Below are 26947 nucleotides of genomic sequence, written 5' to 3'. Positions count from 1 at the left end.
TGTGTTTTAAACGTGATTAGACCGGTCTTTGGGACACTTTTAGTATTTAGTGGTATGAGCGCACGCTTTTGGTAGAAAGAATGCGCTCGGAATCCCTTTAAATCAACGATAGTTGGGGGTGCAAAATACGACCGCATGGTTTATAATGATATAAGTAAAAAGAATGCGGTCAAAAGGACGGAATTTTAATGCGAAAATCACGAACTAAAAAAGGCAAAAAATTAAACGTACAGCCTTTAAGGACCAAAGACGAGATTGAGGACATGAAAGTGATCTTACGACACTCCCAAATGGGTAGTCGGAATTATTTACTTTTTTTGTTAGGTATCAATACCGGTTTACGTTGTTCTGATATTGTCCAATTAAAAGTGAAAGACGTGATCGAAGACAACCCCGTCATCGTCGAACAAAAAACGGGTAAGTGGCGTCAAATTAGTTTAACCAGTTTGCGACCTTACATTAGTTTATATATTCAAAATAATGAACTGACTGGTAACGACTGGTTATTTGGGAGTCGCGTCGGTGATAGTCACATTACAGTTAATGGCGTTTACCGTATGTTAACCGAAGCTGGTAAAAAACTCGGTCGCAATGATATCGGTACACATACAATGCGCAAAACTTACGGGTATTGGTTCTACAAACAATTTGGTGATGTGCGGTCATTAATGATTGATTTTGGCCATTCAACGCAGGAAACAACCTTGCATTATATCGGGATTACCCAAGATGAAGTTTTAAGTAAGAAACAACAATTGGCGATCGGCCTTTAAAAAAGGCTTGCCTTAAAGTGAGCTTCAAGGTGTATAGTAGAGATATCAATTATATAAGTTGTAATTGTGTTTATAAATTTCGCTATATAATAGGAAGAAACACGTTCAAAAAAATTTTGGGAGATGTTTTTATGAAAGCAGCAACTTTTATTGAACCAGGAAAAATGGTGATTACCGAGGTACCGAAACCAACCATCGAAAAGAAGACAGATGCCGTTATTCGGATTATTCGGGCTTGCGTCTGTGGCTCTGATTTATGGTGGTATCGCGGCCTTTCAAAACGCGAATCAGGTTCACTAGTCGGGCATGAAGCAATTGGGGTTGTTGAATCCGTTGGTGAAGCAGTGACTGATATTAAAGCTGGAGATTTTGTAATTGTCCCATTTACACATGGTTGCGGACACTGCGCTGCTTGTTTAGCTGGCTTCGATGGTGATTGTACAAACCAAGAAGGCGGCGGCAATGGTGGTTATCAAGGTGAATTCCTCCGTTATACCAACGCTAATTGGGGCCTGGTTAAAATCCCTGGCCAACCAGCTGATTATTCGGACGAGATGTTAAACAACCTCTTAACACTTTCTGACGTCATGGCAACTGGCTATCACGCTGCTATTTCTGCTGAAGTTAAACCTGGTGACACAGTGGTCGTCATGGGAGATGGTGCGGTTGGTTTATGTGGTGTGATCGGTGCTAAATTATTAGGGGCAAAACGGATTATCGCCATGAGTCGTCATGAAGACCGCCAAAAATTAGCACTATCATTTGGCGCAACTGATATTGTTGCTGAACGTGGGGACGAAGCTGTTGCAAAAGTGATGGCACTAACTGACAACGCTGGGGCTAACGCCGTCTTAGAATGTGTTGGGACTGAACAATCCGTTGCAACAGCTGTAGCCGTGGCTGGCGCGGGTGCTGTTATTGGGCGCGTTGGCATTCCACAAAAGGCAGAGATGAATACCAATGTCTTATTCCGTAAGAACATCGGCCTCCGTGGTGGGATTGCGGCCGTCACAACTCATGATAAAACACGATTACTCGACGCTGTTTTAAAGGGTGAAATCAATCCTGGTAAGGTCTTCACGCAACGCTTTACTTTAGATGATATTCAAGCCGCTTACGAAGCAATGGATCAACGCCAAGCTATTAAGTCATTATTAGTGATTAGCGATTAATCATTGGGAAGGAATGGTTGCATGATTTTCCGGTTAATTAGTTTAATTTTTGTCATTTTATTACTGCTTAGCTTCTGGATTAAAATCCCATTTTTCAATGATTACCGGCCAGTTATGATTCTCATATATGGTCTTACTTACTATTTCGTTGATCGACATCAGCGACTCACACGCTAATATAGCTCAAAAAAGCCGTTCGGATAGCATTATCCGAACGGCTTTTTATGTATTTTTAAATAAGTTTAAGTAAATAACCACCTAAGCAACCAAAGATAAGACTTAATAAACTACCGATTAAATAATATTCTGCAAAGTGGTGTTCATTCGCTTCAATGGCGCGAAACCGCGTGAGGGCTTTGATTGCGACGACGACTGCGATACTTGCAACGTTATTGGTATAGCATAATAACAGAATCGCTAAACGTTCTAAGCGACCGATATGCCGCCCCAACTGCACCCGGTCTGGTAACCGTTCCGTGTTTAAATCTAAACTTTTTAAAAATAGGCTGATGAAATAATCGGCAAAATATAATGTCGCAATTATCACACTTGCGGCTAACAACCAGCGGTTAATCGTGGTTGATTGCCAATTAGTCCCCAATAGTTGACTAACAATGACAATCACAAGTAGATGTAAAATTTGATCCAAAAGGTAACTGATTAGAGGGACTTGTTTGGGATTCAAGTGTAAAGCACGTTTTAAAATGGGTTGGCAATTCTGTTTAGTGACGTCGATTAGCCAATGCGTTAGGACGACGATTATTAAGCTAATGCCGAACGTTTCAAGCGAAGGCCAGTTTGCGAAACGTAGTAGCGTGCCGATTAACCAAGTGCCAATCACTATTGGCACTTGGGTCAACGCGTGTCCCAATAATGGGTACCATTTAACGGCCAATTTCGTTGAACGCTTGCAACTGGCCATTTGATCGGATTGGATTAAAAAATCCGTCAAGAAATGGGCCAATAGCAAAATCGCAAATAATGTCATACGTTCACCTCCGCTAAGCTCATTAATTGCGCTCGAACCGTTGTTAATGTCTGTTCAATGAGGGGATAATCCATCTGATTGAGTAGGCGGCTAATTTTACTAGAAGCGATAGCACGCTCTTTTTGCTGCGTATAATCCACCTGGTAAGTCTGATTACCGTATGCTTCCCATAAAATTTGGGCCAGCTGATAGCGTTTCAAGTTCGGTTGCGCATAAAGTAGGGCAAACGCCTCTTTTCGCAGTTTCGTATTTAATAGCCGTTCATAAATTAAATAAAGAAGGGCACTGACGCCATTGGCAGTTTCTGCAGCCTGATCAGTAACTAATTGCCACTTAAAAAGAGAGGTCGAAAACGGATAGCCGAGGGGTAAAGTTGCCCCTTGCATTAGGCGTTTTGCCTGATCAACTGCAGTCAAGGCATTAACAATTGCCGAACCATTTACGCGATTAACGTCTTGATAATCTGTTTTTTCAACTGTGACTAATTTCCCTAAGCCAACGCCAAAATAAAATTCCGGCAGGTCTGTTGCCCCAAAAAACGGCTGCCAGAATTGTCTAAACGCCACACTTCGTAAATAGGCATTACAAAACACAAATAAATCTGCCAACTGTGCCTGGTCCGTGGCTTGAAAACCACCTAATAACCCATCACCATCTTTTACCATGAAAGGAGTAAGTAAATCCGGAAAACGGTCATTCAGTTTTTCCTGCAGATGTTGTAACAAGGTTAAAATCTGAGCCTGATCGGTAAAATTTGTCCGACTACCAACTAGATCGATAAAACAATAAGCAGCTTGCATGATGAACCTCCTTTGAAAAACATTTGATTATAAGTACATAATAGCTAAATATACCCTTAAAATCAAATGTTTAACTGTAAAACTTGCGATTTTATACGTTAGTGTTATAGTTAACTACATAAGTAACTAACCAATCAACGAAACGGAGGTGTTCCGGATGCTTTTTGAATTTAATAACGATTCACCACTCTATCGGCAGATCGCCGAACAGATTGAAGAGGGCATTTTTACCGGGGTCTTTCCCCCCGGCAGTCAAATCCCATCGACAACTGAAATTTCCAGACAATTCAACATCAATCCAGCCACGGTACTCAAAGGAATGAATCAACTGGTTGCCAGCGGCTTAATCGAAAAGAAAAGAGGACTCGGTATGTTTGTCACACCAAGCGCACCCGCACAAATTACTGAAAAACGGCAATCAGAATTTTTTGAACACTATGTTGCCCAATTCATCACTGAAGCACAACAACTGAACTTATCTAAAAATGATCTGATTGGACTAATCGAAAGGGGCTACGACCATGCCTAACTTACAAACCATACAGTTGATTAAACAATTCGGAAACCAAGTCGTCCTCGATGACATCAACTTAACGCTTAAACCAAACACGATTTACGGATTACTCGGCCGCAACGGTGTCGGGAAGAGTACCTTATTAAGTATCCTGGCTAACCATCAAACCGCATCCTTGGGTGAGATCAAATGGGGCGATACGGTCTTAACGGGGCGCGATCATCCCTTACAGGCGATTTACCTCATGTCTGAAATCAATCTCTTCAATAAAGATGATAAATTAAAGACAATTATTAAGAATACCGCCTTACTTCAAGGGTCATTTGATCATGAATTAGCCGAAGAAATGCTGACTGCGTTTGACTTGAGTCCGAAAAAGAAGCTCAATCAACTTTCAACCGGCTATCGGACGATTTTTAAAACAATTGTCGCGCTTTGTGTCCCAGCGGAATATGTTTTTCTAGATGAACCAGTGCTTGGACTGGATGCTAACTACCGTAGTCTCTTATACCGGTATATTTTGCAAGCCTATGAGAGTCGGCCACGAACATTTGTCGTTGCGACTCATATCATCGAAGAAATCGCGACCTTAGTCGAACACGTCTTGGTCTTAAATGACACCCAATTAATCGTCGATGATGATTTGGAAAACGTCCTCGCTAAGAGTTACCGTGTCAGCGGTCCCGAAGAACTCGTCCGAAAATACTGTACCGACTTAAATGTCTTAGATAGCCAACAAATGGGGACGTTATATACGGTTTATCTTTATGATACGTTACCAACAGAACGGATTATTCCGGATCGTCTAACAATTGAACATATCGATTTACAAGAAACCTTCATTAAATTAACGAATAAAGGAAGTGAAGCACATGTTTAATGCAATGATGCGGTACCGCCTGACCGCCATTTGGAAAACACTGACGATGGTTGCCGTAGGATTTTTCGGTGGAATGGTCGTCGTTGCCCTTATCTTCATAAAGAAGGGCATTGACTTTGGCAACTTTGGTCTCACAATTGTGACAGGTTTATTATTCCTGAGTCAAATCACATTGGTCGTTCAGTCATTTACAACCACTCGAAAAGCTTTTAATTTTGCCATTTTAAATGGGATTCCGAGAAAAATTAGCTTTCTAACACAATTAGTTAGTCTCTTTAGTAGTCAACTGGTGACGTTTGCAATCTTATATCCAATCGCGATTCATAATCAAATATTTGCCGGTATTAAAATTAACCTGTTAGATCCACACATTACCGTGGCATTTATTCTTGTCGTATGGACGTTCATTGCCCAAGGTCTAGCAATCAGTAGCTTCATTACCTTATTTGAACGCAAAGCCTGGGTTTTCCTATTTGCAGCATGGTTAATTATCGCCACGGTTTATGAACGTTATATTACACCAATCATTACTCGCATGCTTCCAGATTGGACCGATTATTTCTTCGTTAATTTCGAACAAGCGAATGTCGTATCGGCGATTAAAATTACCTTCGATCAGCCAAATTTTTGGATTAGCACTTTGACCAGTATTGTTGCACCACTCATTATCGCCGGCATTTGCCAATACTTCATGCAAACTAGACGGATTACGTTTAGATTAAAAAAAGTAGCGCGTTAGTCAATTGTCTCGCCTTTGTGCGGGACTTTTTACGTGGTTGCAATTTCAGCCTCAATTGTTATACTAATAATTATTCTATTTTCCAGGGAGGTTGTCTCATGTTTTTAGCCCCATTATTTGAATGTGATGTCCCAACAATCCGCTAATTCCGTGCATTTAACACAAATTGGAGGATTTACACATGACAATCACTAAACAAGCAAACTTAGAGCAAGCACAATTGGTAACCGCAACATTTGGATTCACTAATTCTAAAAAGGATACCGCATTCTGGAACACGACTTTAACACCACTACTCAATGAGATTGAAGCCGACTTAACACTCGAACAGATTCGCGAGTTGCCTAACATTATTGCGACGAAAAAAGCGTATAAAGCAGTCGGTCTTGATGCAGCACGTCATCGCCCATCTTCGGATAGTTTATTACGCCGCGTCGTTAAAGGACAGGGACTCTATCAAATTAATGCGTTAGTTGATGTGAATAATTATCTCTCTTTGAAGCTACAACTACCGATTGGCAGTTACGACTTAGCTAAAATCGACGGTCCAATCAGTTATCAAGTCGCTGAAGAAGGGGCCGAGTACGCTGGAATTGGTAAGGGCGCGATTAATATCAGTCACTTTCCAACACTAGTCGATCAACAAGGTGCGTTTGGCAGTCCAATTTCGGATTCCACACGCGCAATGATTGCGCCTGAAACGACAGAAGCGATGCTTGTTGTCTATGCTTTCGGACAATCACCAGCACAATTAACGGTAATTGAACAAGCCGTTAAAACTGTTCTTCAGGCGGCCTTTAACCCAGAAGAAATCACAACTGAAATCATCGCGTAAATAAAAAAGAGGCTAAGACAAAAGTAAATTTTGTCTCAGCCTCTTTTATTTATCTGAACTTTTATAGTCTAAACGTGTTCTGTCAGCCAACGCTTTCCGGTTAACCGAGTTACGGCACACCTTTTTTATTGCGCTAATAATTCTACTAATTCTGTTTTAGGAATGCCTGTAAAGTAAGGCGTTGTGTCAATTGGTTCGAGGGCTGCTGCTAAGTGTTCACGGTCATAAATCGTTCCGGCTAATTTTTCTGCTAAATCATTAGCATCACCTGAACCGAAGAAATCGCCGTAGAATTTAACGTTGGCAATCTTACCATTTTCGATCAATAAGCGAGCATCAATCGTCCCAAAATCAAAGTGTTTCCGCTTTTGAATTGTTGATTTAGGTGACTTGCCATAAACCCAGTCCCAGTTACTATAGAGATCATTGAAAATCTTGTCGATGGCTTGTTCATCTGCCGCCGTTAATTGATATTCACGATCGGCAATTTCTGGTAAGCTTTTGGCATTAAAAAGGTTCAAGAGTAAGACATCTCTAAATTCTTCGGTCGACATATTTTGATATTCAGGGTTCACGTGGTCTTTTAAATTAGTTACCCGCTGGCGAATGGACTTGATGCCTTTAGAAGCAATCTTATCAGCAGGGACGTTCAACGCTTGTGTGAGGACATCTAGATCGACGTTCCATGAAAGGGTCCCGTGAGAGAACGTTTTGCCGTTTTTGGTATACATCGCATTGCCAGAGAATTTCTTACCAGCGACTAACATATCGTTACGGCCAGAGACTTCAGCCGATGTTGCGCCCATTTCGTGAAGTGCGTCGACGATTGGTTGCGTAAAGGATTTGAAATCCCCAAATTGTTCTGAATCAGCATCGACAACGAAACTAAAACAGAGGTTACCGAGATCTTGATAAATACCACCACCACCAGATAAGCGGCGGGTCACCGTAATGTGATTATCTTCGACGTATTTTTGATTAATTTCTTCATACGTATTTTGATTCCGACCCACAATAATACATGGTTTTTCAATATAGAAAAGCAATAATGGTTCATCAAAGTTCTTTTGATTCATTAAATATTGTTCGGTGGCCAGGTTACGGCGAATATCATTTGACTTCATAACAACGTAATACATCAGCATAAAACCCCTTTCATTTTCACTACTTTTTCATTATACTACAGATTCAAAAAAAGGGACTAACAAAAAGAAAGTTACTAAAAAACCCGGATAATGGTTATTTATCCGGGTTTTATTAATCATCTACATATTCTAATAGGTCGCCTGGCTGACAGTCAAGCGCTTGGCAAAGACGTTCTAATGTCGAAAAGCGAATCGCTTTTGCCTTTTCCGTCTTTAAGTTTGAAAGGTTGGCAATAGTGATCTCAACTTTTTGTGAAAGTTCAGTGACACTCATCTTTCGTTGGGCCAGAATGACGTCTAAATTAACCCGAATTGGCATTTTAAATCCTCCTTAGACTGTGAGGTCGTTTTCCGTCTGGAGCGCGATAGCACTCTTAAATAGGTCTTCAACGATCTGCATCAGAATGGCCAAAGCAAACGGAATGAAGATAAGCGCAATCCCAAGTAACAACAAGCCCGGCGCATCTTCTAGTTGCGTAATCCGATAGAAAAAGGGAAGTGACAATAAACTAGCAAAACTTGCGATTAAGACCGCATTTCTAATCGATGATACGTAGCGCAATGTTTGTGGCGCGAATACTTGGTGTTGTTCTATCGTATTGAGAATGCGATGCAGCGCATATAAAGCAACCCACACACAAATCGTCACGCTATAAGCAGCCAGCACCAACGTGATAATTTCAAAAGGATAGTCTAATTTAGCTGCCGTCACTATCTGGACGGTAACTAAAAAGCTAAAAAGAAAGAAGACTGCGCCGATTCCTAAAAGTGCTAAACGTAAAAGCCATTTTTTTAACATATCAAACACCTCATTGAATGAATTAATAGCTTGATTATAACATTTTAATATCGATAAACAATTAATTTTTATCGTTTTTCGATAAACTTCGAACTTTATTAATAATTACTATTGGCGGTGTTGATAGGCCAACAGCGTCAATGGCATAAATAATGCGATAATCAGCGCACCACTGATAAGGACCATTGTCGCTGTATTGTTCCAACTGCCAGTGTTTAAAATCGTCCGAATAGCGGTAATTGTTGTGCTGACCGGATTAATCCTAACGACTGGCTGTAAAAAGTGGGGCAGCGTTTTGATGGGAATAAAGGCGTTCGATAAGAACGTTAACACGAGGATAATAATCATCGATAAGCTGCTAATCAGCTCTGCATTTTTAACCATTAAACCCACTAAGGCAAAAACCCAAGAAGTTGACCAGCCGATAAAGACCGCCAGTAGTAATGCCCCGATCAGTGCCCCCAGATTGACGGTGGGGCGCCAACCCATTATCACCGCTGTGAGAATCGCCATTCCGCCAGAAAGCACTAATCGCAAAATATCACCTACTAATTGCCCTGCCAGTGGTGCTATTGGTGAAATCGGTAATGTTTTAAAACGGTCGAAGATGCCGTTATTAATATCTTCTCGTAATTGTTGGCCAGAACCAGAAGCTGCATTTAAGATGCTTTGAACTAAAATACCAGAAACCAGCATCGGTAAGTAGGCGTGAACGCTACCAGCGATGACCCCGCCGAATAGATAGCCAAACAATAGGGTAAAGATAATCGGTTGGATGAGCACATCACTGACGTTATCGGGATTGTGGCGCGTTTTTAATAAGTTACGGTGGGTTAAAGTGAGAATATCACGTATAGTATGACGTTTTATTATATTTGTATTCATTATCTGAGCTCCTTAGTTTTTACCAACCGTCATTTTTAGGAAAACATCATCTAATGAAGGTGTTTCAAGGTTTAAATGACTAATTGTAATCTTAGCAATTTGTAATTGATTTAATATTGCGGTTATCGCTGGAAGAGCGTCGCCACCAAGTGGGCTGACTAGTGTCTGTTCACTAACGCTGATTGGTTGCTTTAAAACGTCCTGGACAATTGCGCGTGCTTGAGGTAATTGCGCCAACTCTGTGACGGTTAAAGAAAGTTGTAAGCCACCTAATTTTTGCTTTAATTCATTAGGTGTACCACTGGCGATAAGTTGACCGTGATCAATAAGTGCAATGTGATTGGCAAATTGGTCGGCTTCCTCTAAATATTGGGTGGTTAAAAAGACAGTTGATCCTTGGGCCACCAATTCTTGAATTACTTGCCACATTTGAATTCTTGTTCTAGGATCTAAACCGGTAGTCGGTTCATCCAAAAATAAAATCTTCGGACGACCCACTAAACTGACTGCTAAGTCTAAACGGCGTCGCATGCCACCGGAAAAAGTGGCCAACGCTTGATTAGCCGATTGCGTTAAATCAAAAGCCGTCAGTAACTCGTCTGCACGAATCCGGCTGGTTCGGCTGCTAAGCCCGTTTAACCGTCCAAATAAACGGAGATTATCACGTGCACTTAAGTCTTGATCAATCGCTGCCGTTTGATTCGTCACGCTAAATTGTTGGCGTGCTTGGCGACTTTGGCTTAGTGTATTAAATCCATTCAGCGTAATCTGCCCCTCATTAGGGCGTAATAAAGTTGTCATCATTTTTAAAAGGGTCGTTTTGCCAGCGCCATTTGGGCCTAAGAGGCCAAATATTTCGCCTTTTTTTACATTGAAAGAAATATCTTGAACGACTTTCTTTTGACCAAATTTTTTTTGAACATTTCTGACTTCAATGACATTATCCTCACGCATATTAGTGCCTCCTCATATTTAATCAGGTCACCTGATTAAATAATATAGTAAGGCCCCCTTACTAAAATGTCAAGGATTGCTATTTTCAAATTTTAGAATGGTGTATACTGGATGAAAGACAAAGGGGAAGATGACACATGACAAACAGCGTCAAAGCAGAATTAGTTGCTGGTAAATTAGCCGAATATGAACAACTCAGTAAAATCTATGATGATATCGTCAAACAAGCGCGGCCCCATCTGATTGTCGAAGGTCAGGGGAAAATCTTATTGGCACTAGCTGATGAAGATCACTTATCCCAACGAGAACTCGCCACGCGTTTAGGCATGTCACCACAATCTACCAGTGAATTTGTTGCGAAACTTATTAAACGTGAATTGGTCACTTTGACCAAGTTGCCGAGTGATCGGCGGGTTAATTTAGTAAATCTGACCGCTGCTGGTCGCCAGGAAATCGAATCCGCTAGTCGAGAAGTGCCACCTTTTGTGAACGCACTTTCTGAAGCAGAACTAGATCAACTCGTACCGTTACTGACAAAAATCACAACAGCGATGTATGCTGATATTGACGCGTCTAATCCTACATTGGGCGTTAAATTCCATAAGTTATTGGCTAGTCGGTACTTAAATCAATTCAAAAAATAAATGGCATTCAAAAAAGCGAGACTCACTAATTTCTTAGTGAAGCTCGCTTTTTAGTTGAATTTATTGTTAATCGAAGTCATAATCGCTGTCATTCATGGCTTCAACATTGCCCAAGCGGTAACCATTCCCAACTTGTGAGAAGAAATCATGGTTCGCTGTTGATGTTGACATCCCATTTAAGACAACGGGGTTCACATCTTCGGCTGTATCTGGGAAGAGGGCGCCTTGTCCTAAGTTCATTAAGGCCTTATTGGCGTTATAACGGAGGTAAGTTAAGACTTCTTCCGTCCAGCCAGTGCCATCGTAAACTTCATGGGTGTACTTTTCTTCATTGGCATAAAGATCGTAAAGTAAATCGTACATCCAGTTTTGAAGTTCTTCTTGTTCAGCTTTTGCTAATTCGTTAAAACCGAGTTGGAATTTATAACCGATGTAAGTCCCGTGGACAGATTCGTCACGGATGATCAACTTAATGATTTCAGCAACGTTGGCCAATTTGTTGTTCCCTAAGTAATAGAGTGGAGTGTAGAAACCAGAATAGAAGAGGAATGTTTCTAGGAAAACACTGGCAATCTTTTGTTGGAGTGGTGAGCCATTTTGATAGATACTGTTAATCTTATTGGCTTTGTATTGCAAGTATTCGTTAGTATTTGTCCAATCAAAGATTTCATCAATTTCATTAGGCGTATTTAACGTTGAAAAGATTGATGAATAACTCTTAGCATGCACTGATTCCATAAATTGGATGTTATTCAAAACAGCTTCTTCATGCGGTGTTCTGATATTGGCTTTTAAGCTCGCCATACCGTCTTGTGATTGCAACGTATCAAGTAGCGTTAAGCCACCGAAAACGTGACCCACAATCCATTTTTCATTGTCTGGTAAACTCCGCCAGTCATCTAAATCATTTGAAAGGGGAATTCGTGTATCTAACCAAAATTGTTCGGTTAGCTTTTCCCAAGTCGCTTTATCGATTTGATCTTCAACCTGATTCCAATTAATTGCATGATAATTTTCTGTCATCGTCTATGAACTCCTTTGAGGTATGTAGACCAGCTTTGGAACAGCTGGGGGAAACGTGCTTTTAATTGGCAGCTTCCTGTGCCTAGCCACATCAGTCAAATCACCGACTTTGTCGGTAATCCGCCTGATTAAGCTAGTGCTCGGAAGCTAACCGCCAATTAACGCACTCTGATTTCTGAAACGTGCTTTTTGGTTGCAACAACTTCCGCTTAATCTAAAATTTCAAATAATCCCAAAACCAAGATTATTTGAAATTTTGTATTAATGCTCAGTTGCTGATCGCAACCAAATGCACTCTTTTTTTGAAACGTGCTCCATAAGCCATCTTCTTCCGGTTAGCTACGTCTGTCAAACGACCAACAAGTTGGTCATTCACCTGACTAGGCTAATCCTCAGAAGATACCCGGCTTATTGCGCACTCTTTTAAATTACGCAGCTTTCACATGCGTTTGCGCCGACTTCGTTTTCGTCGTCCGTATATGTTCGGATGTAGTAGATTGATTTAATGCCTTTGTGGTGTGCGTAGTTTCTGAGGATGTTAAGGTCTCGAGTGGTCATCTTATCTGTGCGACCGTCTTTCCAGTCGTATAAGCCAGCTGGAATTGTTGAACGCATGAAGAGTGTCATACTCATCCCTTGATCAACGTGTTTTTGTGCAGCAGCATAGATGTCGATTACTTTACGCATATCGATGTCATAGGCTGATTCATAATAAGGCATCGTTTCGTTTGATAGACCTGGTGCTGGGTAGTAAATTGTCCCAATTTTCTTTTCTTGGCGATCTTCAACGCGGTTGACAATTGGTTGGAGACTAGCCGAAGTATCGTTAATATATGAGATTGAGCCATTAGGTGCAACTGCGAGTCTGTTTTGATGATATAACCCGTCTTGCATAATCGCTTCTTTCAAAGCGGCCCAGTCTGCTTGGGTCGGGATGAAGACGCCGTCGAATAATCCTTTGACTTTAGCCGTCTTAGGCGCCCATTCAGTATTCAGGTATTGATCAAAGTAACTACCATCAGCGTACTTACTGTTTTCAAAATTATCAAAAGTAATCCCACGTTCTTTAGCAATCTTGTTTGAAGCAACTAATGTCCAGTAGTTCAATAACATAAAGTAATTGCTTGTAAAGTCGATTGATTCTTCTGAACCGTACATCATTTGATTCTTAGCGAAGTAGGTGTGCAAGCCCATGCCGCCTAAGCCGATTGTGTGGGCTAATTGGTTCCCATGTGCCACAGAAGGGACAACATCGATATCAGAATGATCGGTCACATAAGTTAATGAACGAACCATCGTTTCAATTGAATGGCCAAAATCAGGAGAGGTCATCATGTTCGGAATATTAGTTGAACCTAAGTTACAGCTAATATCAGTTCCTAAAACGTCATATTCTTGACGATTGTTAATTTGAGAAGGGGTTTGCACTTGTAAGACTTCAGAACAAAGGTTACTCATGATAATTTTACCGTCAATTGGGTTGGCTTTATTAGCCGTATCGATATTCACGATATAAGGGTAGCCTGATTCTTGTTGGAGCTTACTAATTTCATTTTCTAAATCACGGGCTTTAATTTTCGTTTTCTTAATCGCATCGTTTGCCACTAAGTTGTCATATTCAGCCGTAATATCGATATATGAGAAAGGTTGGCCGTATTCACGCTCAACACTATATGGGCTGAAGAGATACATATCAGCGTCTTCTTTGACTAATTCATAGTACTTATCTGGCACCGTTAAGCCGAGTGAGAGAGTCTTTAACCGATATTTTTCGTCCGCATTTTCTTTTTTAGCGCCCAAGAAAGCCACGACGTCTGGATGAAAAACGTTCAGATAAACAACACCAGCGCCTTGACGTTGCCCTAATTGGTTGGAATAAGAGAATGAATCCTCTAATAATTTCATAACAGGTAAGACACCACTTGCAGCACCGTCGATGCCTTTGATTGGATCACCAGCACCACGCAAGTTAGACAGGCTAATCCCGACGCCACCACCAATTCGTGATAATTGAAGGGCAGAGTTGATGGTCCGGCCAATTGAATTCATATCGTCGGTTGTTTGCAATAAGAAACATGACACTAATTCACCACGACGAGAACGTCCCGCATTTAAGAAGGTCGGCGTCGCTGGTTGGTAACGTTGATGGATCATTTCATCAGCAACACTCATTGCCAGTTCTTCGTCACCATCCGCAAAATAGAGCGCATTGGTGAAGACCCGGTCTTTAAAGTCTTCTAAGTAAAAGCCGTTATCATTTGTTTTAAGAGCGTATTGCGCATAAAACTTATAAGCTGCCATGAAAGATTTAAAATGAAAGTCTTGATCGATTAAATATTGGTTTAAGCGTTCCATAAAATCGATTGAGTAGGCCTTTAGAAAATCCGCTTCGTAATAGTTTTCAGCCACCATGTAATCCAAGCGATCTTGTAGTGATTTAAAAGTCACCATGTTGGGTTGCACATTTTGTTCTAAAAAGGCTTCTAGTGCTTCTTGATCCTTTTGAAGGGGGATTTGACCGTTAACCGGAATGTTGATTTGGTTATTCAATTCATAATAAGTTACGTTTTCAGTTTTAATCTCTTTTAAAGACATTAGCGCACCACTTTCTTAAAAAAATTAATAAAATGCCCGATTTTGGGTGTAAAAAAAGTGAAGACCAACTCTTCAAGGAGTTGGTCCCACTCGTAGATGCCTATTTTAAGGACAGCACTTAAACTTAAAAGGCCAATTTTTGTAATTCGGCTGGTCTAAAACCGGAGAAACTTTCAACACCGTCAGCTTCAAGCACAGGAACAGCTTGGAACCCTTTTTCTTTTAAGTAATCAATATATTGGGGTTCATCATTAATATTATGTTCGCTAAAAGTGATATTGTGTGTTTCTAAAAAATGCTTCGTCATACGGCATTGAGGACAGCCGTTCTTCGTATATAGTGTAATGTTAGCCATTGTGATTAACTCCTTGTAGAACTTAATTAGTAAGTTCAGTATACCGTTTAAAAAAGAATCATGCAATGTTTAAATACCAGATATGGTAGTCAAAAGTAAAACAGCCACTAATTATAGTGGCTGTTCGCGAATGATTCTAAATTCAACTTGTGTAGTGTTCCTGTTTTAAAGTTACCATTATCTTGGATAATGTCAATCCCCAATTCGATTGTAAGCAATTTGAAACCGACACCGTTTCAGCCGTAGCAACGTTCCTAAAAAATATTAAAATTTCTGACCCACCCTTGAAAAATCGGAGGACATTTTTTTACCGAACGATTTATAAAATTGGTGATAGAAGTCGTGAAAATTTTTGTTTGAAACGTAACCATGCAGATTGTTGGGCAATCATTTCATCTGTTAATAATACCGCGTTTTTGATATCTTCTAAATAAATCTGCTCGAGCTGACGAGCCAATTTAGGATCATAGATAAAAGCATTGGCTTCAAAATTCAATTTAAAACTCCGAATATCCATATTGGCAGAACCAATGGTGCTGATGTGACTATCCATAACCACTGTTTTGGCGTGTAAGAAGCCATCTTGATAAGCATAAATTTTAACGCCGGCTTCATGTAATAACTGACTATAATACTGTGTGGCCCGATAAATGAAAGGATGATCTGGCATGCTAGGGGTCATGATCCGCACATCGACACCAGACATTGCTGCTGTCGTGAGGGCATCGATAATACTATCGTCGGGTACCAAATAAGGGGTTTGAATCCATAGTTTCTTCTTAGCTGAACTGATCATCTTCAAATACCCCAACTTGATTTGTTCGTCTAATTTATCCGGCCCGCTCGAAACAATTTGCATCGCTGCCGTGCCACGGTTAGCTTCCGCTGCAATCGGGAAGTGGCTTTCAGAATAAGTTAAACGAATTGCTTCTTCAACACTGGCATTCCAATCCATCAAAAAGCGTACTTGAAGCGCCAAAACCGCGTTGCCGGTAATACGCATGTGTGTATCACGCCAATTGCCAAATTTAGCACTTCGGCCGAGATATTGATCGCCAACGTTAAAACCGCCGATATACCCAATTGTGCCATCTAAAACGACGATTTTACGGTGATCTCTAAAATTCAAACGAAAATCGGTAATTGAATGTTTTGAACTAAAGAAGGTCCGGGCATGTCCGCCAGCTTCTTCAAGTGGTCGCCACCATTTTTGGGTCGCCCCTTGAGAACCCCAAGCATCGTATAAGACGTTTACTGCAACACCTTCTCGGGCTTTTTGAACCAATAGTGCTTGTAGCTCATTACCGATTTGATCATTGTAAATGGTGTAGTACTCAATATGAATACTCTTAGTCGCTTTTTTAATATCGGCGAACAAGGCAGCGAATTTTTCGGTCCCGTCAGTATATAATGTGACGTGATTATCCTTTAAAACCGGTGCGTTGTTGATGTTTAAGAAAAGATTGACCATTTCAGTCGCTTCACTGGACAACACCTTCTTAGGTAATAACTCATTACGCCGATTTTCTTGACGTTGAATATCAACTAAGGCCAAAACCCCATCGTTGATTTGTGACTGACTTTGGAAAATCTTTTTCCGGGATAACCCCCGCCCTGTAAAAAGGTACAAAATAAAGCCGACGACAGGCAGTAAGATTAAAACCAGTAGCCACGCCCAAGTCGCCGCAATATCGCGCGGTTGTCGTAAGACGGTAATGACCGCAAAGAGGCCGTTAATTAAAATAATTGCGGAAATAATCTCCGTTAGTAGTATCATATGCAACCAATCCTTCCAGAAACTAATTAAGTGTATTTATAAACAGTCTACTAAAACCCATTTCGAAACGCCATGTTTTTAATGACTATTTTTTTAAGGCTTGTTGTGCGAGGTGGTGCGCCCCTTTATTTTGCCGATCAGGTAACCACTGATGTAGCACGAGGGAATAGGGCTGTTCTAAGGCGATAATCTGATCAACATATTGCTGATAATGTTTCGCATATTGTTTTTCGAGGCTTTGACAGACAATTTTACTATCAACATTAATTTGAAGCAGTGACTCGGTCAAAGCGAGTGTGGCAATCTTTTCTAAACCTAATTGAACCGCCATAAATTCGGCAACATGATTATCCACCGGCGGTAAGGGAACGCTAAATTGATATTGTTGCTTAGCGGTTACAATCAAAATCCCAGCTGCACTAGGACCGGGATTGCCAAGTGTGGCCGCATCCGTATAAAGTTTAATCATTCGTAAAGTTTCCACCTTTCCACTGACAGAGACCCCTAGTTAATGGTAATATGGACTGCATAAGGAGTGTTTCTATTGCAAACTAACAAACGCCTATTTTATCAACCAAACTACGCTTATTGCGTCACGATTTGGTCTTGGATTGGTTTTATTTATACGCTAGCTTTAATTCTGCAACTTGAACTCATTAATCTTAATTGGCAATCAATTACGGTGGGGATCATCGCGGTTATTTTAACCATTATTAATCTATTTGGTCACCGTCTCGACATCTCTGCACAGACAATAACGCTTAAACGACCATTATTTAAATATAACCGAACAATTCAATTGGCACAAACAACAGCCATAATTGTTCAAAAACACGGCTTATTAATTAAGACAACTGAGCTTGACTATCAACCAGAACAATTATTATTATCGGCGAAAGTTAAAAAACAACTGATCGCTACGCTACAAGCAAATAACTGGCCAGTTCAAAATAAACAGTAAAAAAATAGAGGACTCGTGCAAAACGTAAATCGTTTTGGCGCGGGTCCTCTTTTTAAATATCGTTAAGCTTCAATTTTTTGGACGTTAGCCGCTTGTAGACCGCGGGCGCCTTCTTTGACTTCGAATAAGACCTGATCATCTTTGTCTAGTGTCTTATAGCCGTCAATTTGGATTGCGGTAAAGTGGACGAAAATTTCCTCATCATCTCGGTAATTGATGAAGCCATAACCTTTAGCATTGCTAAACCATTTCACGATTCCTCGTTCCATCACAATCCCTCCTCTAAAGAGTGGTGTGTCAACACACCATTGTCATTGTGCCAATTAAGTTGTAGGCCTTAACTGGTCACAATTACATCTTACCACTTTAGTCGAGACGTGTCGAAGATAAAATTTATCGGATTACTATCTGCCAATTCCGTACAAAATCAGCTATACTAGGTACTATCATAAACAAAAGGAGCTGGTCGTTATGTCAGATATTCAAATCGCACAAGCAAATGAAGCTACAGAAATGAAGCCCATTACAGCAATTGCCGAACAAATCGGGTTACAGGCCACCGATATTGAACAATATGGGCCTTACAAAGCAAAACTTAACTTTCAAGCTATCAATCGGTTAAAAGAAAAAGAAGATGGCAAACTCGTTTTAGTCACTTCGATTAATCCAACCCCAGCCGGCGAAGGGAAGTCGACCGTTACTGTTGGGTTAGGGGACGCCTTACGCCAACTTGATCAATCAGCAGTGATTGCCTTACGTGAACCTTCATTAGGCCCTGTCATGGGGATGAAGGGGGGCGCAACTGGTGGCGGTTATGCCCAAGTCGTACCAATGGCTGATATTAATCTGCATTTTACCGGTGACATGCACGCCTTAACGGCCGCTGTAAACACCCTAGCAGCCTTAATTGATAATCATCTACAACAAGGAAATGTTTTAAACATCGATCCTAGACGGATTATCTGGAAACGCGCACTTGATATTAACGATCGTGCTTTACGCCAAGTCGTGATTGGCTTAGGTGGGCCAGTACAAGGGATGCCAAGACAAGACGGCTTTGATATTACCGTTGCCAGTGAATTAATGGCGATTCTTTGTTTAGCAACCGACATTACCGACCTTAAAAACCGGATTAGTAAAATCGTGATTGGCTACAACTATGATCGCGAACCTGTGACTGTTGGCGACTTAGAAGTCACTGGAGCCATCACCATGTTATTAAAAGACGCGCTCAAACCGAATATGGTTCAAACTTTAGAACATACCCCAGCACTTGTGCATGGTGGCCCATTTGCTAATATTGCCCACGGCTGTAACAGTATCTTAGCGACTCAAACAGCCTTGAAATTAGGCGATATTGCCATTACTGAAGCTGGTTTTGGCGCTGATTTAGGCGCTGAAAAATTCCTCGATATTAAGGTACCGCAATTAGGGAAAACACCAGATACCATCGTGATTGTGGCGACTATCCGTGCTTTGAAGTATAACGGTGGGATGGCCTTGGCTGATTTAACCACTGAGAACTTAGCCGCTTTAAAAGCTGGTTTCAGTAACTTAGCCAAACATATTGCCAATATGCAACGCTACGGTGTACCAGTTGTGGTATCAGTTAATGAATTTACGAGCGATACGGCTGCCGAAGTCCAATTGCTACAAGACCTTTGCCAAGCCATGAACGTCACTGCGGTCCCAACCAGCGTCTGGGCTAATGGTGGGCAAGGCGGGATCGAATTAGCTAAAGCGGTCTTAGAAGCCTTACAACAACCTAAGGCCTTCAAACCATTATATGATCCACAGGCTGACATTAAATCTAAGTTAACAACCGTTGTAACTGAAATTTATGGTGGCCGCGATGTCGTATTCGAAGGCAAAGCCATCAATCAATTAAAACAAATTGAAAAAAACGGGTGGGCTAACTTACCAGTCTGCATCGCCAAAACGCAATATTCATTATCAGATGATCCTAAAGCACTTGGTGCACCCAGCGACTTTACTATCCACGTCCGCGAATTGATTCCAAAGCTCGGGGCCGGTTTTATCGTCGCAATGACTGGGGCCGTCTTAACAATGCCAGGGTTACCTAAGAAACCAGCCGCACTCAATATGGATGTTACTGCAGATGGGACAATTAGTGGCTTATTCTAACGAGACTGTACCTAAATTGCACAATCCTGTATCCCACCACGAAAACTGATTGACAAGCGCGTTCTTTTTAAGGACAATGTTAATCAGTATGAATAGGAGGCAACCATGCTACTTTATATTATTTTAGGCCTATTAATCTTGGTGGGTGATCAACTCTTAAAAGGGTGGATTGTCGCCAATGTTAGCTATGGCGCGTTGCACACTGTGATTCCCAACATTCTCGGCCTTACTTACGTCCAAAATGACGGCGCTGCTTGGAGTATGTTGGCTGGTCAGCAATGGTTCTTCTATATTGTTACCATCATCGCAGTAGGTGTTATTGGCTATTTATTTTATACCTCTGAACGATCTGAAAAACTGTACCGCATTGGTTTAACGTTAATGTTAGCCGGCGCGTTAGGGAATTTCATCGATCGTTTACATTTAAAATACGTGGTTGATATGTTCCAATTAGAATTTATTAATTTCCCCATCTTTAATGTTGCAGATACCGCCCTCACTTGTGGTGTCATCTGCGTCTTTATTGCCATCTTGTTGAAAGAGAAAGTGACTCATGACTGAAAAAAAAGAATTTACAATTACAACCGAAACCGGCCGGATTGATAAGGTATTAAGCCAATTATTACCTGATTATTCGCGTTCCCAAATCCAACAATGGTTAAAAAAGGACCTCGTTGAAATCAACGGGCAAACTTCTAAAGGTAACCATAAAGTGGTCGCTGACGAAAAGATTAGCATCACGATTCCGGATCCCGTCTCACTCGATTTAGTACCAGAAGATATTCCTTTAGACATTGTCTATGAAGATGACCAAGTCCTTGTGGTCAATAAGCCACAAGGGATGGTTGTTCATCCTTCACCAGGCCATCCTAATGGGACTTTGGTGAATGCTTTATTAGCACATACACCACTTTCTGAAATCAACGGTGTTTTCCGCCCAGGAATCGTGCATCGAATTGATAAGGATACTTCCGGTTTATTGATGGTCGCTAAGACTAACGAAGCCCACGAATCATTATCAGAACAATTAAAGGCTAAGTCTAATCTCCGTGAATACCTCGCATTAGTGCATGGTAATATCGAAGAAGACGAAGGCACAATCGATGCACCAATTGGCCGTTCAAAACTGGATCGGATGAAACAAGCAATTGTCCCAGACGGTCGCCCAGCGGTCACTCATTTTGAAGTTGTCGAACGCTTTACGGATTATACTTTAATTCGTTGTCGCTTAGAAACTGGCCGGACACATCAAATCCGTGTGCATCTTGCTTATATTAACCGCCCAGTAGCCGGCGACCCAACTTATGGTCCTCGGAAGACATTGCCTGGTAAAGGGCAATTCTTACATGCTGCTGTTTTAGGCTTTAAGCACCCAACAACCGGTGAAAACATGCGTTTTGAAGCGCCATTACCAGCCATTTTTGAAAAAACGTTGCAGGAATTACGCGAAAACAATTGACAAACCGCGATTTATCAACTATGATTATGACAACTTAATAGAAACCTTTAATTTCAGTCCCGTGAGGCTGAGAAGGCACGGTGAATTAATCCATTAGATTAGGACTCTAGGACTAGTCTCAAACTGTAACCTCTCAACCAATATCGGTTGAGAGGTTTTTTGTTGGAAGGAGTGTCATGAACATGGTGAAAGAAGTCGTAGATAGCACAACAATGAAACGTGTTTTTACACGGATTACTTACGAGATTATCGAACAAAACAAGGGGATTTCAGACCTTGTCTTTGTCGGCATCAAAACACGGGGCGTTTTTATCGCTGAACGCATCGCTAAACGTTTAGAACAACTCGAAGGCGTTACGGTACCAGTGGGGACACTTGATATTACACTTTATCGTGATGATCAACATGATTTAAATAGTCATAATGAACCCCAACTAAATGGCAATGACATCCCTGTCGATATTACGGACAAACACGTTATCCTCATCGATGATGTCTTATATACTGGCCGGACAATTCGGGCCGCACTTGATGCCTTAATGGATCTTGGTCGCCCTAAAAAAATCTCACTCGCTGTTTTAGTCGATCGTGGTCACCGCGAACTACCAATTCGACCTGATTTCGTTGGTAAAAACATTCCAACTGCTCTTAACGAACAAATCAAAGTCGCTATGCAAGAAATTGATGATCATGATGGCATTACCATTGAAAAATTGAATTAAAGCTAGAACCGTTTAATTGTCTCCAGAGAGAGCAAAAGGGTTTGCCCGCATAATTGGCGAAGACTGACCAGCATCAGTCCGCCACTATGCGTCCAAAGGACATACCCGCAGAGTAGGGATGTCCTTTTTTTATCGCCATTATCACTTAATGATTAATTATCGGAGGTCTTCATATGACAAAATCAACTTACCGTAATCCCGATGCGGTGTTAGACGTAAACGAGCGTCCAACAACCGGGAAATGGATTGGCTTATCCATCCAACACATGTTCGCCATGTTTGGATCAACCGTCTTAGTCCCCATCCTAGTCGGTTTAAACCCTGGGATTGCACTCTTTAGTTCCGGGGTCGGCACCCTGATGTACTTATTAATTACTAAAGGAAAGATTCCAGCTTACATGGGCTCGAGTTTCTCATTCATCGTCCCAATGCTCGCTTTAATGAAAACAACTGGTTATCCCGGGATTGCGCAGGGGACAATGGCCGTCGGTGCGGTTTACCTCATCGTTTCTGTCTTAGTAAGTTTAATTGGCTCCGGCTGGATCGACAAAGCCTTGCCACCGATTGTTGTCGGCCCGATTGTCATGGTCATCGGCCTCTCATTAGCCGGTACAGCCGCTAAACAAGCGACAATCAATGCCGCTGGTAACTATGACTTGAAATTCTTCGCGGTCGCTATCTTAACCTTACTAATCACAATCGCCTTTAACATGTACCTCAAAGGCTTCATGAGTTTGATTCCGGTCTTACTCGGTATTGTCTCAGGTTACATCATCGCCGTTTTGTTCGGCATCGTCGATTTCCAACCGGTCTTAAACGCCCCTTGGTTCAAGATACCGGATTTCCAAGTCCCATTTGTCACCTATAAACCCGGTCTTTACTGGGGTGCAATTCTCAGTATGGCACCGATTGCTTTTGTCACAATGACGGAACACATGGGCCACATCATGGTCTTAAATAAATTAACGAAACGCAACTTCTTCAAAAATCCTGGTCTCCACCGGACTTTAGCAGGGGACGGAACAGCTTCCATCATCGCCGCTTTTGTTGGGGGTCCTCCTGTCACCAGTTATGGTGAAAACATCGGTGTCTTAGCCATTACTAAAGTTCACAGTGTCTGGGTATTAGGTGGCGCTGCATTTTTTGCCATCATCTTCGGTTTCATCGGTAAACTGAGCGCACTCATCCAAAGCATCCCAGCACCCGTTATCGGCGGGATCAGCTTCTTACTCTTCGGCGTTATCGCTTCAAGTGGACTCCGGGTCTTAATCGACAACCAAGTCGACTTCGATAAAAAACGGAACTTAATGATTGGCTCATCAATCTTAGTAATTGGGATTGGGAATGCTTACTTACAACTTGGTCAATATCAATTCTCAGGCTTAGCGATTGCAACGGTCTTAGGTATCGCAATGAACTTAATCTTGCCACAAAAATCAAAGAGTGAAATCGAATTGGAGGCACAACAAAATGACTAATCAAGCGGCGATTGTATCTGTTGAACAATTAACGAATTCATCTGTTTTAGATTTAATTGAACGGGCGGAAGCCTTTAAACAAGGCGCGACCTGCGAATTAACGCGTCCCGTATACGCGATGAACCTCTTCTTTGAAAATAGTACCCGGACCAAAACGAGCTTTGAAATGGCTGAACGCAAGCTGGGATTATCGGTAATGTCTTTTGAAGCCGAAACCAGCTCAGTCTCAAAAGGAGAGACACTCAGTGATACACTTAAGACGGTCCAAGCAATCGGCGTCGATTTTGTCGCTGTTCGTCATCCGCAAAACAACTACTACGACGATTTACTCGCCGATCCAGCCTTCCACTTAGCCTTGGCTAACGGCGGGGACGGCAGCGGTCAACATCCATCACAATGTTTACTTGATATGATGACCATTCACGAAGAGTTCGGACACTTTGACGGTTTGAAAGTGGTTATCTGCGGTGATTTACGTCACTCACGAGTTGCTAAATCCAACATGCAACTTTTAAAACGACTGGGTGCACAACTCTACTTTGCGGGTCCTGAAGAATGGTTTACCGCTGAATTCAACGATTACGGCCAACACGTCGCCCTCGATAGCATCTTAGATCAAGTCGATGTGGTCATGTTACTCAGAATCCAACACGAACGCTTTGACTCAGCCGAAACAATGACCGACGAAGCCTTCCACGTTAAATATGGCCTAACAGCACAAAGGGCCGCCCAATTAAAAGCAAGTGCCATCTGGTTACACCCAGCACCGGTTAATCGCGACGTTGAAATCGCCGATGAATTAGTCGAAGCATCCCAATCACGGATCTTCAAGCAAATGCACAACGGGGTCTTCATGCGCATGGCCATGATTGAACATTTATTAAAGCAAAAAAATCTCATTAAAGATTAGGGGTCTGCAATATGTATCGACTTATCCAAAATGGTCAACTATTAATTGACGATCAACTCGTCAAAAGAGACATCGCGATTGATGAAAAAGGACGGATCACTGCGATTGAAGCGCATATCACACCGAGCGATGAGCCAGCCGAAACAATTTTTGACGCACAAGGCGCACTTGTAAGTGCCGGCTTAATTGACGGACACGTTCACTTCAGAGATCCAGGTTTCACCGATAAAGAAACCCTCCAAACAGGTAGTCAGGCTGCAGCTCACGGTGGTTATACAAGTGTCATTGCAATGCCGAACCTCAACCCAGTACCTGACAATCTACCCGATTTCAAAATATTAGTTGCCCGTAACCAAACGGAAACAAGCGTCCATACGTACCAATTTGCACCGATCACCGGCAATTTAGTCAATAACGACCTGGTTGATATGCCAGCGTTCAAAGCAGCAGGTGCCGCCGGTTTTACCAATGACGGTCACGGAGTGCAAGACGCTCAAACAATGTACCTCGCGATGCAACAAGCAGCAGCAATTGATGCGCCAATCGTCGCGCACGTTGAAGACATCTCATTAGTCAACGGAGGTGTCATTCACGACGGTGCCGCGGCTAAACGGTTAAACGTTCCTGGCATTCCTAGCGTGAGCGAATCCGCCCAAGTGGCTCGCGATATCGAACTCGCTCGTGCAACCGGCGTTCACTACCATATCTGTCACATTTCAACTAAGGAAACAGTGGCGCTTGTCCGCCGCGCTAAAACAGAAGGTGTCAATATCACCTGCGAAGTCACACCACATCATCTTTTACTCGACGATCGCTCAATCATCAGTGACGATGCCATGTTAAAAATGAATCCCCCCCTCAGAACGTTAGCAGATCGTCAAAGCCTCTGGGCAGGTCTGATGGACGGTACAATCGACGTGATTGCGACTGATCACGCACCACATACCGCGGCTGAGAAAAGTCAGTCGTTATTACAAGCACCATTTGGTATAGTAGGGAGTGAAACAGCCTTCAGTTTACTCTATACACACCTGGTCGTTAATGGCCCCTTTAGCTTAGCGCAATTATTAGCTAAAATGACGACCGTTCCGGCGCGGGTTTTCAATTTACCAGCAGCTGGTCAACTACGCGTTGGCGACCAAGCCGATATCGCTGTTTTTAACCTGACACAACCCACTACTATTCAAGCAACCGACTTTCAATCTAAGGGTCACAACACGCCATTCATCGGTGAAACGGTACTTGGCGGTACAGAATTGACCTTAGTTGCCGGTCAAGTTGCTTATCAAAGGAGTAAATAGCTTATGAAACGTTATCTCATCTTAGAAGACGGCACCGTCTTTAGCGGTTTTGGCTTCGGTGCACCTACAATCTCAACCGGTGAAATTGTCTTTAATACCGGTATGAGTGGTTATCAAGAAACCATTACGGATCAATCCTACAACGGCCAAATTATTGCTTTTACATACCCATTAATCGGCAATTACGGTGTTAACCGCGATGATTTTGAATCAATCAAACCTACTTGTAAAGGGGTGGTCGTTCATGAAGTCCCACGCTTAGCTAATAACTGGCGAATGAACATGAGCCTTGACGACTTCTTAAAACAAAAGAAAATTCCCGGTATTTGGGGCATTGATACCCGCGCCTTAACGCGTCGCTTACGGGATAAAGGTACTATGAAGGCCAGCATCGTGGATGCCGCCGACGATCATGCTTTTGATCAATTAAAAGCCTTGGTATTACCTAAAAATCAAGTTCAACAAGTATCAACGGCTAAACCATATCCTAGTCCTGCGACCGGTCGCAATATCGTGGTGATTGACTTCGGATTGAAGCACAGTATTTTACGCGAATTATCAAAACGCAACTGTAATTTAACCGTCCTACCTTATAATGCCACCGCTGAAGAAATTCTCAGTCTCGATCCAGACGGCGTCATGTTAACCAACGGCCCTGGGGATCCAGAAGATGTTCCAGAAGCAATCGAAATGATTCGGGGCATTCAAGGTAAGCTACCAATCTTTGGGATTTGTCTTGGCCACCAATTGTTCGCACTCGCTAACGGTGCTAAAACATACAAAATGAAGTTTGGTCACCGCGGTTTTAACCATCCTGTTCGCGAAATTGCCACTAACCGGATTGATTTCACGTCACAAAATCACGGTTTCGCCGTTGATGCAGACTCAATCGACCCCCAACAACTATTAGTGACCCACGTTGAAATTAACGACCACACTGTCGAAGGACTCCGTCATCGTCAGTACCCAGCATTTTCCGTTCAGTTCCATCCAGACGCAGCACCTGGTCCACACGATGCTGTCCACCTATTTGATGAATTCATCGACATGATTGATGATTTTAATCGCCGCCAAAAATAGAAAAAGGGGATTT

At 42.0% G+C, this 26947-nt stretch carries 29 protein-coding genes; 16 read left to right on the top strand and 13 right to left on the bottom strand.

The window, feature by feature from the left end:
• Positions 1 to 188: 188 nt before the first annotated feature.
• Both ACPBEH_RS01810 and ACPBEH_RS01805 read left to right on the top strand, forming a co-directional pair.
• The gene (locus ACPBEH_RS01810) at positions 189 to 773 is read left to right on the top strand and encodes a tyrosine-type recombinase/integrase (protein WP_011374626.1); all 585 of its coding nucleotides are present in this window, start codon (positions 189 to 191) and stop codon (positions 771 to 773) included.
• Between the two features lie 131 nt (positions 774 to 904).
• Positions 905 to 1945, top strand: coding sequence for a zinc-binding dehydrogenase (locus ACPBEH_RS01805; RefSeq protein ID WP_424349498.1), 1041 nt, complete (start codon positions 905 to 907; stop codon positions 1943 to 1945).
• A gap of 232 nt (positions 1946 to 2177) precedes the next feature.
• Here ACPBEH_RS01805 and ACPBEH_RS01800 read toward each other — a convergent pair whose 3' ends face one another.
• On the bottom strand, positions 2178 to 2933 hold the full coding sequence (locus ACPBEH_RS01800; protein ID WP_424349497.1) for a DUF3307 domain-containing protein: 756 nt from the start codon (positions 2931 to 2933) through the stop codon (positions 2178 to 2180).
• Positions 2930 to 3733 carry a hypothetical protein gene (locus ACPBEH_RS01795; RefSeq protein WP_424349496.1) on the bottom strand — a complete coding sequence of 268 codons (804 nt, stop codon included), beginning with the start codon at positions 3731 to 3733 and terminating at the stop codon, positions 2930 to 2932. Before ACPBEH_RS01795 ends, ACPBEH_RS01800 begins: the two co-directional genes overlap by 4 nt.
• 157 nt (positions 3734 to 3890) lie before the next feature.
• Between ACPBEH_RS01795 and ACPBEH_RS01790 the strand changes: the two genes are divergently transcribed.
• The 4 genes from ACPBEH_RS01790 to ACPBEH_RS01775 all read left to right on the top strand — a co-directional run bounded on the left by ACPBEH_RS01790 (position 3891) and on the right by ACPBEH_RS01775 (position 6701).
• A complete protein-coding gene (locus tag ACPBEH_RS01790) occupies positions 3891 to 4262 on the top strand; it encodes a GntR family transcriptional regulator (RefSeq protein WP_061827002.1) in 372 nt (123 codons plus the stop codon).
• On the top strand, positions 4255 to 5127 hold the full coding sequence (locus tag ACPBEH_RS01785) for an ATP-binding cassette domain-containing protein (protein WP_424349495.1): 873 nt from the start codon (positions 4255 to 4257) through the stop codon (positions 5125 to 5127). Before ACPBEH_RS01790 ends, ACPBEH_RS01785 begins: the two co-directional genes overlap by 8 nt.
• Positions 5120 to 5866: a hypothetical protein gene (locus ACPBEH_RS01780; protein WP_424349494.1), complete on the top strand. Its 747-nt coding sequence runs from the start codon at positions 5120 to 5122 to the stop codon at positions 5864 to 5866. Before ACPBEH_RS01785 ends, ACPBEH_RS01780 begins: the two co-directional genes overlap by 8 nt.
• Positions 5867 to 6047: 181 nt before the next feature.
• A complete protein-coding gene (locus ACPBEH_RS01775; RefSeq protein WP_424349493.1) occupies positions 6048 to 6701 on the top strand; it encodes a B3/B4 domain-containing protein in 654 nt (217 codons plus the stop codon).
• A 125-nt stretch (positions 6702 to 6826) separates the two neighbouring features.
• Here ACPBEH_RS01775 and ACPBEH_RS01770 read toward each other — a convergent pair whose 3' ends face one another.
• The 5 genes from ACPBEH_RS01770 to ACPBEH_RS01750 form a co-directional block, all read right to left on the bottom strand.
• Positions 6827 to 7840, bottom strand: a complete 1014-nt coding sequence (locus ACPBEH_RS01770) for a lipoate--protein ligase (RefSeq protein WP_016265095.1) — start codon at positions 7838 to 7840, stop codon at positions 6827 to 6829.
• Positions 7841 to 7958: 118 nt separating this feature from the next.
• A complete protein-coding gene (locus ACPBEH_RS01765) occupies positions 7959 to 8165 on the bottom strand; it encodes a helix-turn-helix domain-containing protein (protein ID WP_016265096.1) in 207 nt (68 codons plus the stop codon).
• Between the two features lie 12 nt (positions 8166 to 8177).
• Positions 8178 to 8645 (bottom strand): DUF2975 domain-containing protein, encoded by a 468-nt coding sequence (locus tag ACPBEH_RS01760; RefSeq protein WP_424349492.1) that lies wholly within the window; start codon positions 8643 to 8645, stop codon positions 8178 to 8180.
• A gap of 108 nt (positions 8646 to 8753) precedes the next feature.
• On the bottom strand, positions 8754 to 9530 hold the full coding sequence (locus tag ACPBEH_RS01755; RefSeq protein ID WP_424349491.1) for an ABC transporter permease: 777 nt from the start codon (positions 9528 to 9530) through the stop codon (positions 8754 to 8756).
• A gap of 12 nt (positions 9531 to 9542) precedes the next feature.
• Positions 9543 to 10484 carry an ATP-binding cassette domain-containing protein gene (locus ACPBEH_RS01750; protein WP_424349490.1) on the bottom strand — a complete coding sequence of 314 codons (942 nt, stop codon included), beginning with the start codon at positions 10482 to 10484 and terminating at the stop codon, positions 9543 to 9545.
• Positions 10485 to 10621: 137 nt separating this feature from the next.
• Here ACPBEH_RS01750 and ACPBEH_RS01745 point away from each other — a divergent pair, with 137 nt between their 5' ends.
• The gene (locus tag ACPBEH_RS01745; protein ID WP_424349489.1) at positions 10622 to 11128 is read left to right on the top strand and encodes a MarR family winged helix-turn-helix transcriptional regulator; all 507 of its coding nucleotides are present in this window, start codon (positions 10622 to 10624) and stop codon (positions 11126 to 11128) included.
• A gap of 66 nt (positions 11129 to 11194) precedes the next feature.
• Here the strand turns inward: ACPBEH_RS01745 and nrdF are convergent, their stop codons facing one another.
• From nrdF to ACPBEH_RS01720, 5 genes are all read right to left on the bottom strand, one after another.
• The gene (nrdF, locus tag ACPBEH_RS01740) at positions 11195 to 12151 is read right to left on the bottom strand and encodes a class 1b ribonucleoside-diphosphate reductase subunit beta (RefSeq protein WP_011374642.1); all 957 of its coding nucleotides are present in this window, start codon (positions 12149 to 12151) and stop codon (positions 11195 to 11197) included.
• Between the two features lie 423 nt (positions 12152 to 12574).
• Positions 12575 to 14746, bottom strand: coding sequence for a class 1b ribonucleoside-diphosphate reductase subunit alpha (nrdE, locus tag ACPBEH_RS01735; protein ID WP_424349488.1), 2172 nt, complete (start codon positions 14744 to 14746; stop codon positions 12575 to 12577).
• A gap of 124 nt (positions 14747 to 14870) precedes the next feature.
• Positions 14871 to 15101, bottom strand: coding sequence for a glutaredoxin-like protein NrdH (nrdH, locus tag ACPBEH_RS01730; RefSeq protein WP_011374644.1), 231 nt, complete (start codon positions 15099 to 15101; stop codon positions 14871 to 14873).
• Positions 15102 to 15420: 319 nt separating this feature from the next.
• Complete coding sequence (gene cls / locus ACPBEH_RS01725; RefSeq protein ID WP_424349487.1) at positions 15421 to 16878, bottom strand: cardiolipin synthase; 1458 nt, start codon at positions 16876 to 16878, stop codon at positions 15421 to 15423.
• Between the two features lie 85 nt (positions 16879 to 16963).
• Complete coding sequence (locus ACPBEH_RS01720) at positions 16964 to 17347, bottom strand: ribonuclease HI family protein (RefSeq protein WP_424349486.1); 384 nt, start codon at positions 17345 to 17347, stop codon at positions 16964 to 16966.
• A gap of 75 nt (positions 17348 to 17422) precedes the next feature.
• Between ACPBEH_RS01720 and ACPBEH_RS01715 the strand changes: the two genes are divergently transcribed.
• Positions 17423 to 17839: an EbsA family protein gene (locus tag ACPBEH_RS01715; RefSeq protein WP_424349485.1), complete on the top strand. Its 417-nt coding sequence runs from the start codon at positions 17423 to 17425 to the stop codon at positions 17837 to 17839.
• 62 nt (positions 17840 to 17901) lie between these two features.
• On the opposite strand, the gene ACPBEH_RS01710 is transcribed toward ACPBEH_RS01715, so the two are convergent.
• On the bottom strand, positions 17902 to 18108 hold the full coding sequence (locus tag ACPBEH_RS01710) for a cold shock domain-containing protein (RefSeq protein ID WP_011374648.1): 207 nt from the start codon (positions 18106 to 18108) through the stop codon (positions 17902 to 17904).
• Positions 18109 to 18310: 202 nt separating this feature from the next.
• On the opposite strand from ACPBEH_RS01710, the gene ACPBEH_RS01705 reads away from it, so the two are divergent.
• The 8 genes from ACPBEH_RS01705 to ACPBEH_RS01670 all read left to right on the top strand — a co-directional run bounded on the left by ACPBEH_RS01705 (position 18311) and on the right by ACPBEH_RS01670 (position 26934).
• Complete coding sequence (locus tag ACPBEH_RS01705) at positions 18311 to 19984, top strand: formate--tetrahydrofolate ligase (RefSeq protein WP_424349484.1); 1674 nt, start codon at positions 18311 to 18313, stop codon at positions 19982 to 19984.
• A gap of 105 nt (positions 19985 to 20089) precedes the next feature.
• Positions 20090 to 20545 (top strand): signal peptidase II, encoded by a 456-nt coding sequence (gene lspA, locus ACPBEH_RS01700; protein WP_011374650.1) that lies wholly within the window; start codon positions 20090 to 20092, stop codon positions 20543 to 20545.
• A complete protein-coding gene (locus ACPBEH_RS01695; RefSeq protein WP_424349483.1) occupies positions 20538 to 21443 on the top strand; it encodes an RluA family pseudouridine synthase in 906 nt (301 codons plus the stop codon). Before lspA ends, ACPBEH_RS01695 begins: the two co-directional genes overlap by 8 nt.
• Positions 21444 to 21625: 182 nt before the next feature.
• Positions 21626 to 22165 (top strand): bifunctional pyr operon transcriptional regulator/uracil phosphoribosyltransferase PyrR, encoded by a 540-nt coding sequence (pyrR, locus tag ACPBEH_RS01690; protein WP_101377889.1) that lies wholly within the window; start codon positions 21626 to 21628, stop codon positions 22163 to 22165.
• A gap of 173 nt (positions 22166 to 22338) precedes the next feature.
• Entirely contained in the window at positions 22339 to 23643 is a 1305-nt protein-coding gene (locus ACPBEH_RS01685; protein WP_424349482.1) for a uracil-xanthine permease family protein, read from the top strand.
• Positions 23636 to 24553, top strand: coding sequence for an aspartate carbamoyltransferase catalytic subunit (locus ACPBEH_RS01680; protein WP_424349481.1), 918 nt, complete (start codon positions 23636 to 23638; stop codon positions 24551 to 24553). The genes ACPBEH_RS01685 and ACPBEH_RS01680 overlap by 8 nt, the downstream gene beginning before the upstream one ends.
• Before the next feature lie 11 nt (positions 24554 to 24564).
• Positions 24565 to 25854: a dihydroorotase gene (locus tag ACPBEH_RS01675; protein ID WP_424349480.1), complete on the top strand. Its 1290-nt coding sequence runs from the start codon at positions 24565 to 24567 to the stop codon at positions 25852 to 25854.
• A 3-nt stretch (positions 25855 to 25857) separates the two neighbouring features.
• Positions 25858 to 26934 carry a carbamoyl phosphate synthase small subunit gene (locus tag ACPBEH_RS01670; RefSeq protein ID WP_011374656.1) on the top strand — a complete coding sequence of 359 codons (1077 nt, stop codon included), beginning with the start codon at positions 25858 to 25860 and terminating at the stop codon, positions 26932 to 26934.
• Positions 26935 to 26947: the final 13 nt, after the last annotated feature.

The organism is Latilactobacillus parasakei (assembly GCF_049674265.1).
Classification (GTDB): domain Bacteria; phylum Bacillota; class Bacilli; order Lactobacillales; family Lactobacillaceae; genus Latilactobacillus; species Latilactobacillus sakei.
Note: the sequence above shows the minus strand (reverse complement) of the source record. Positions and strands in the feature narration are given on the sequence as shown.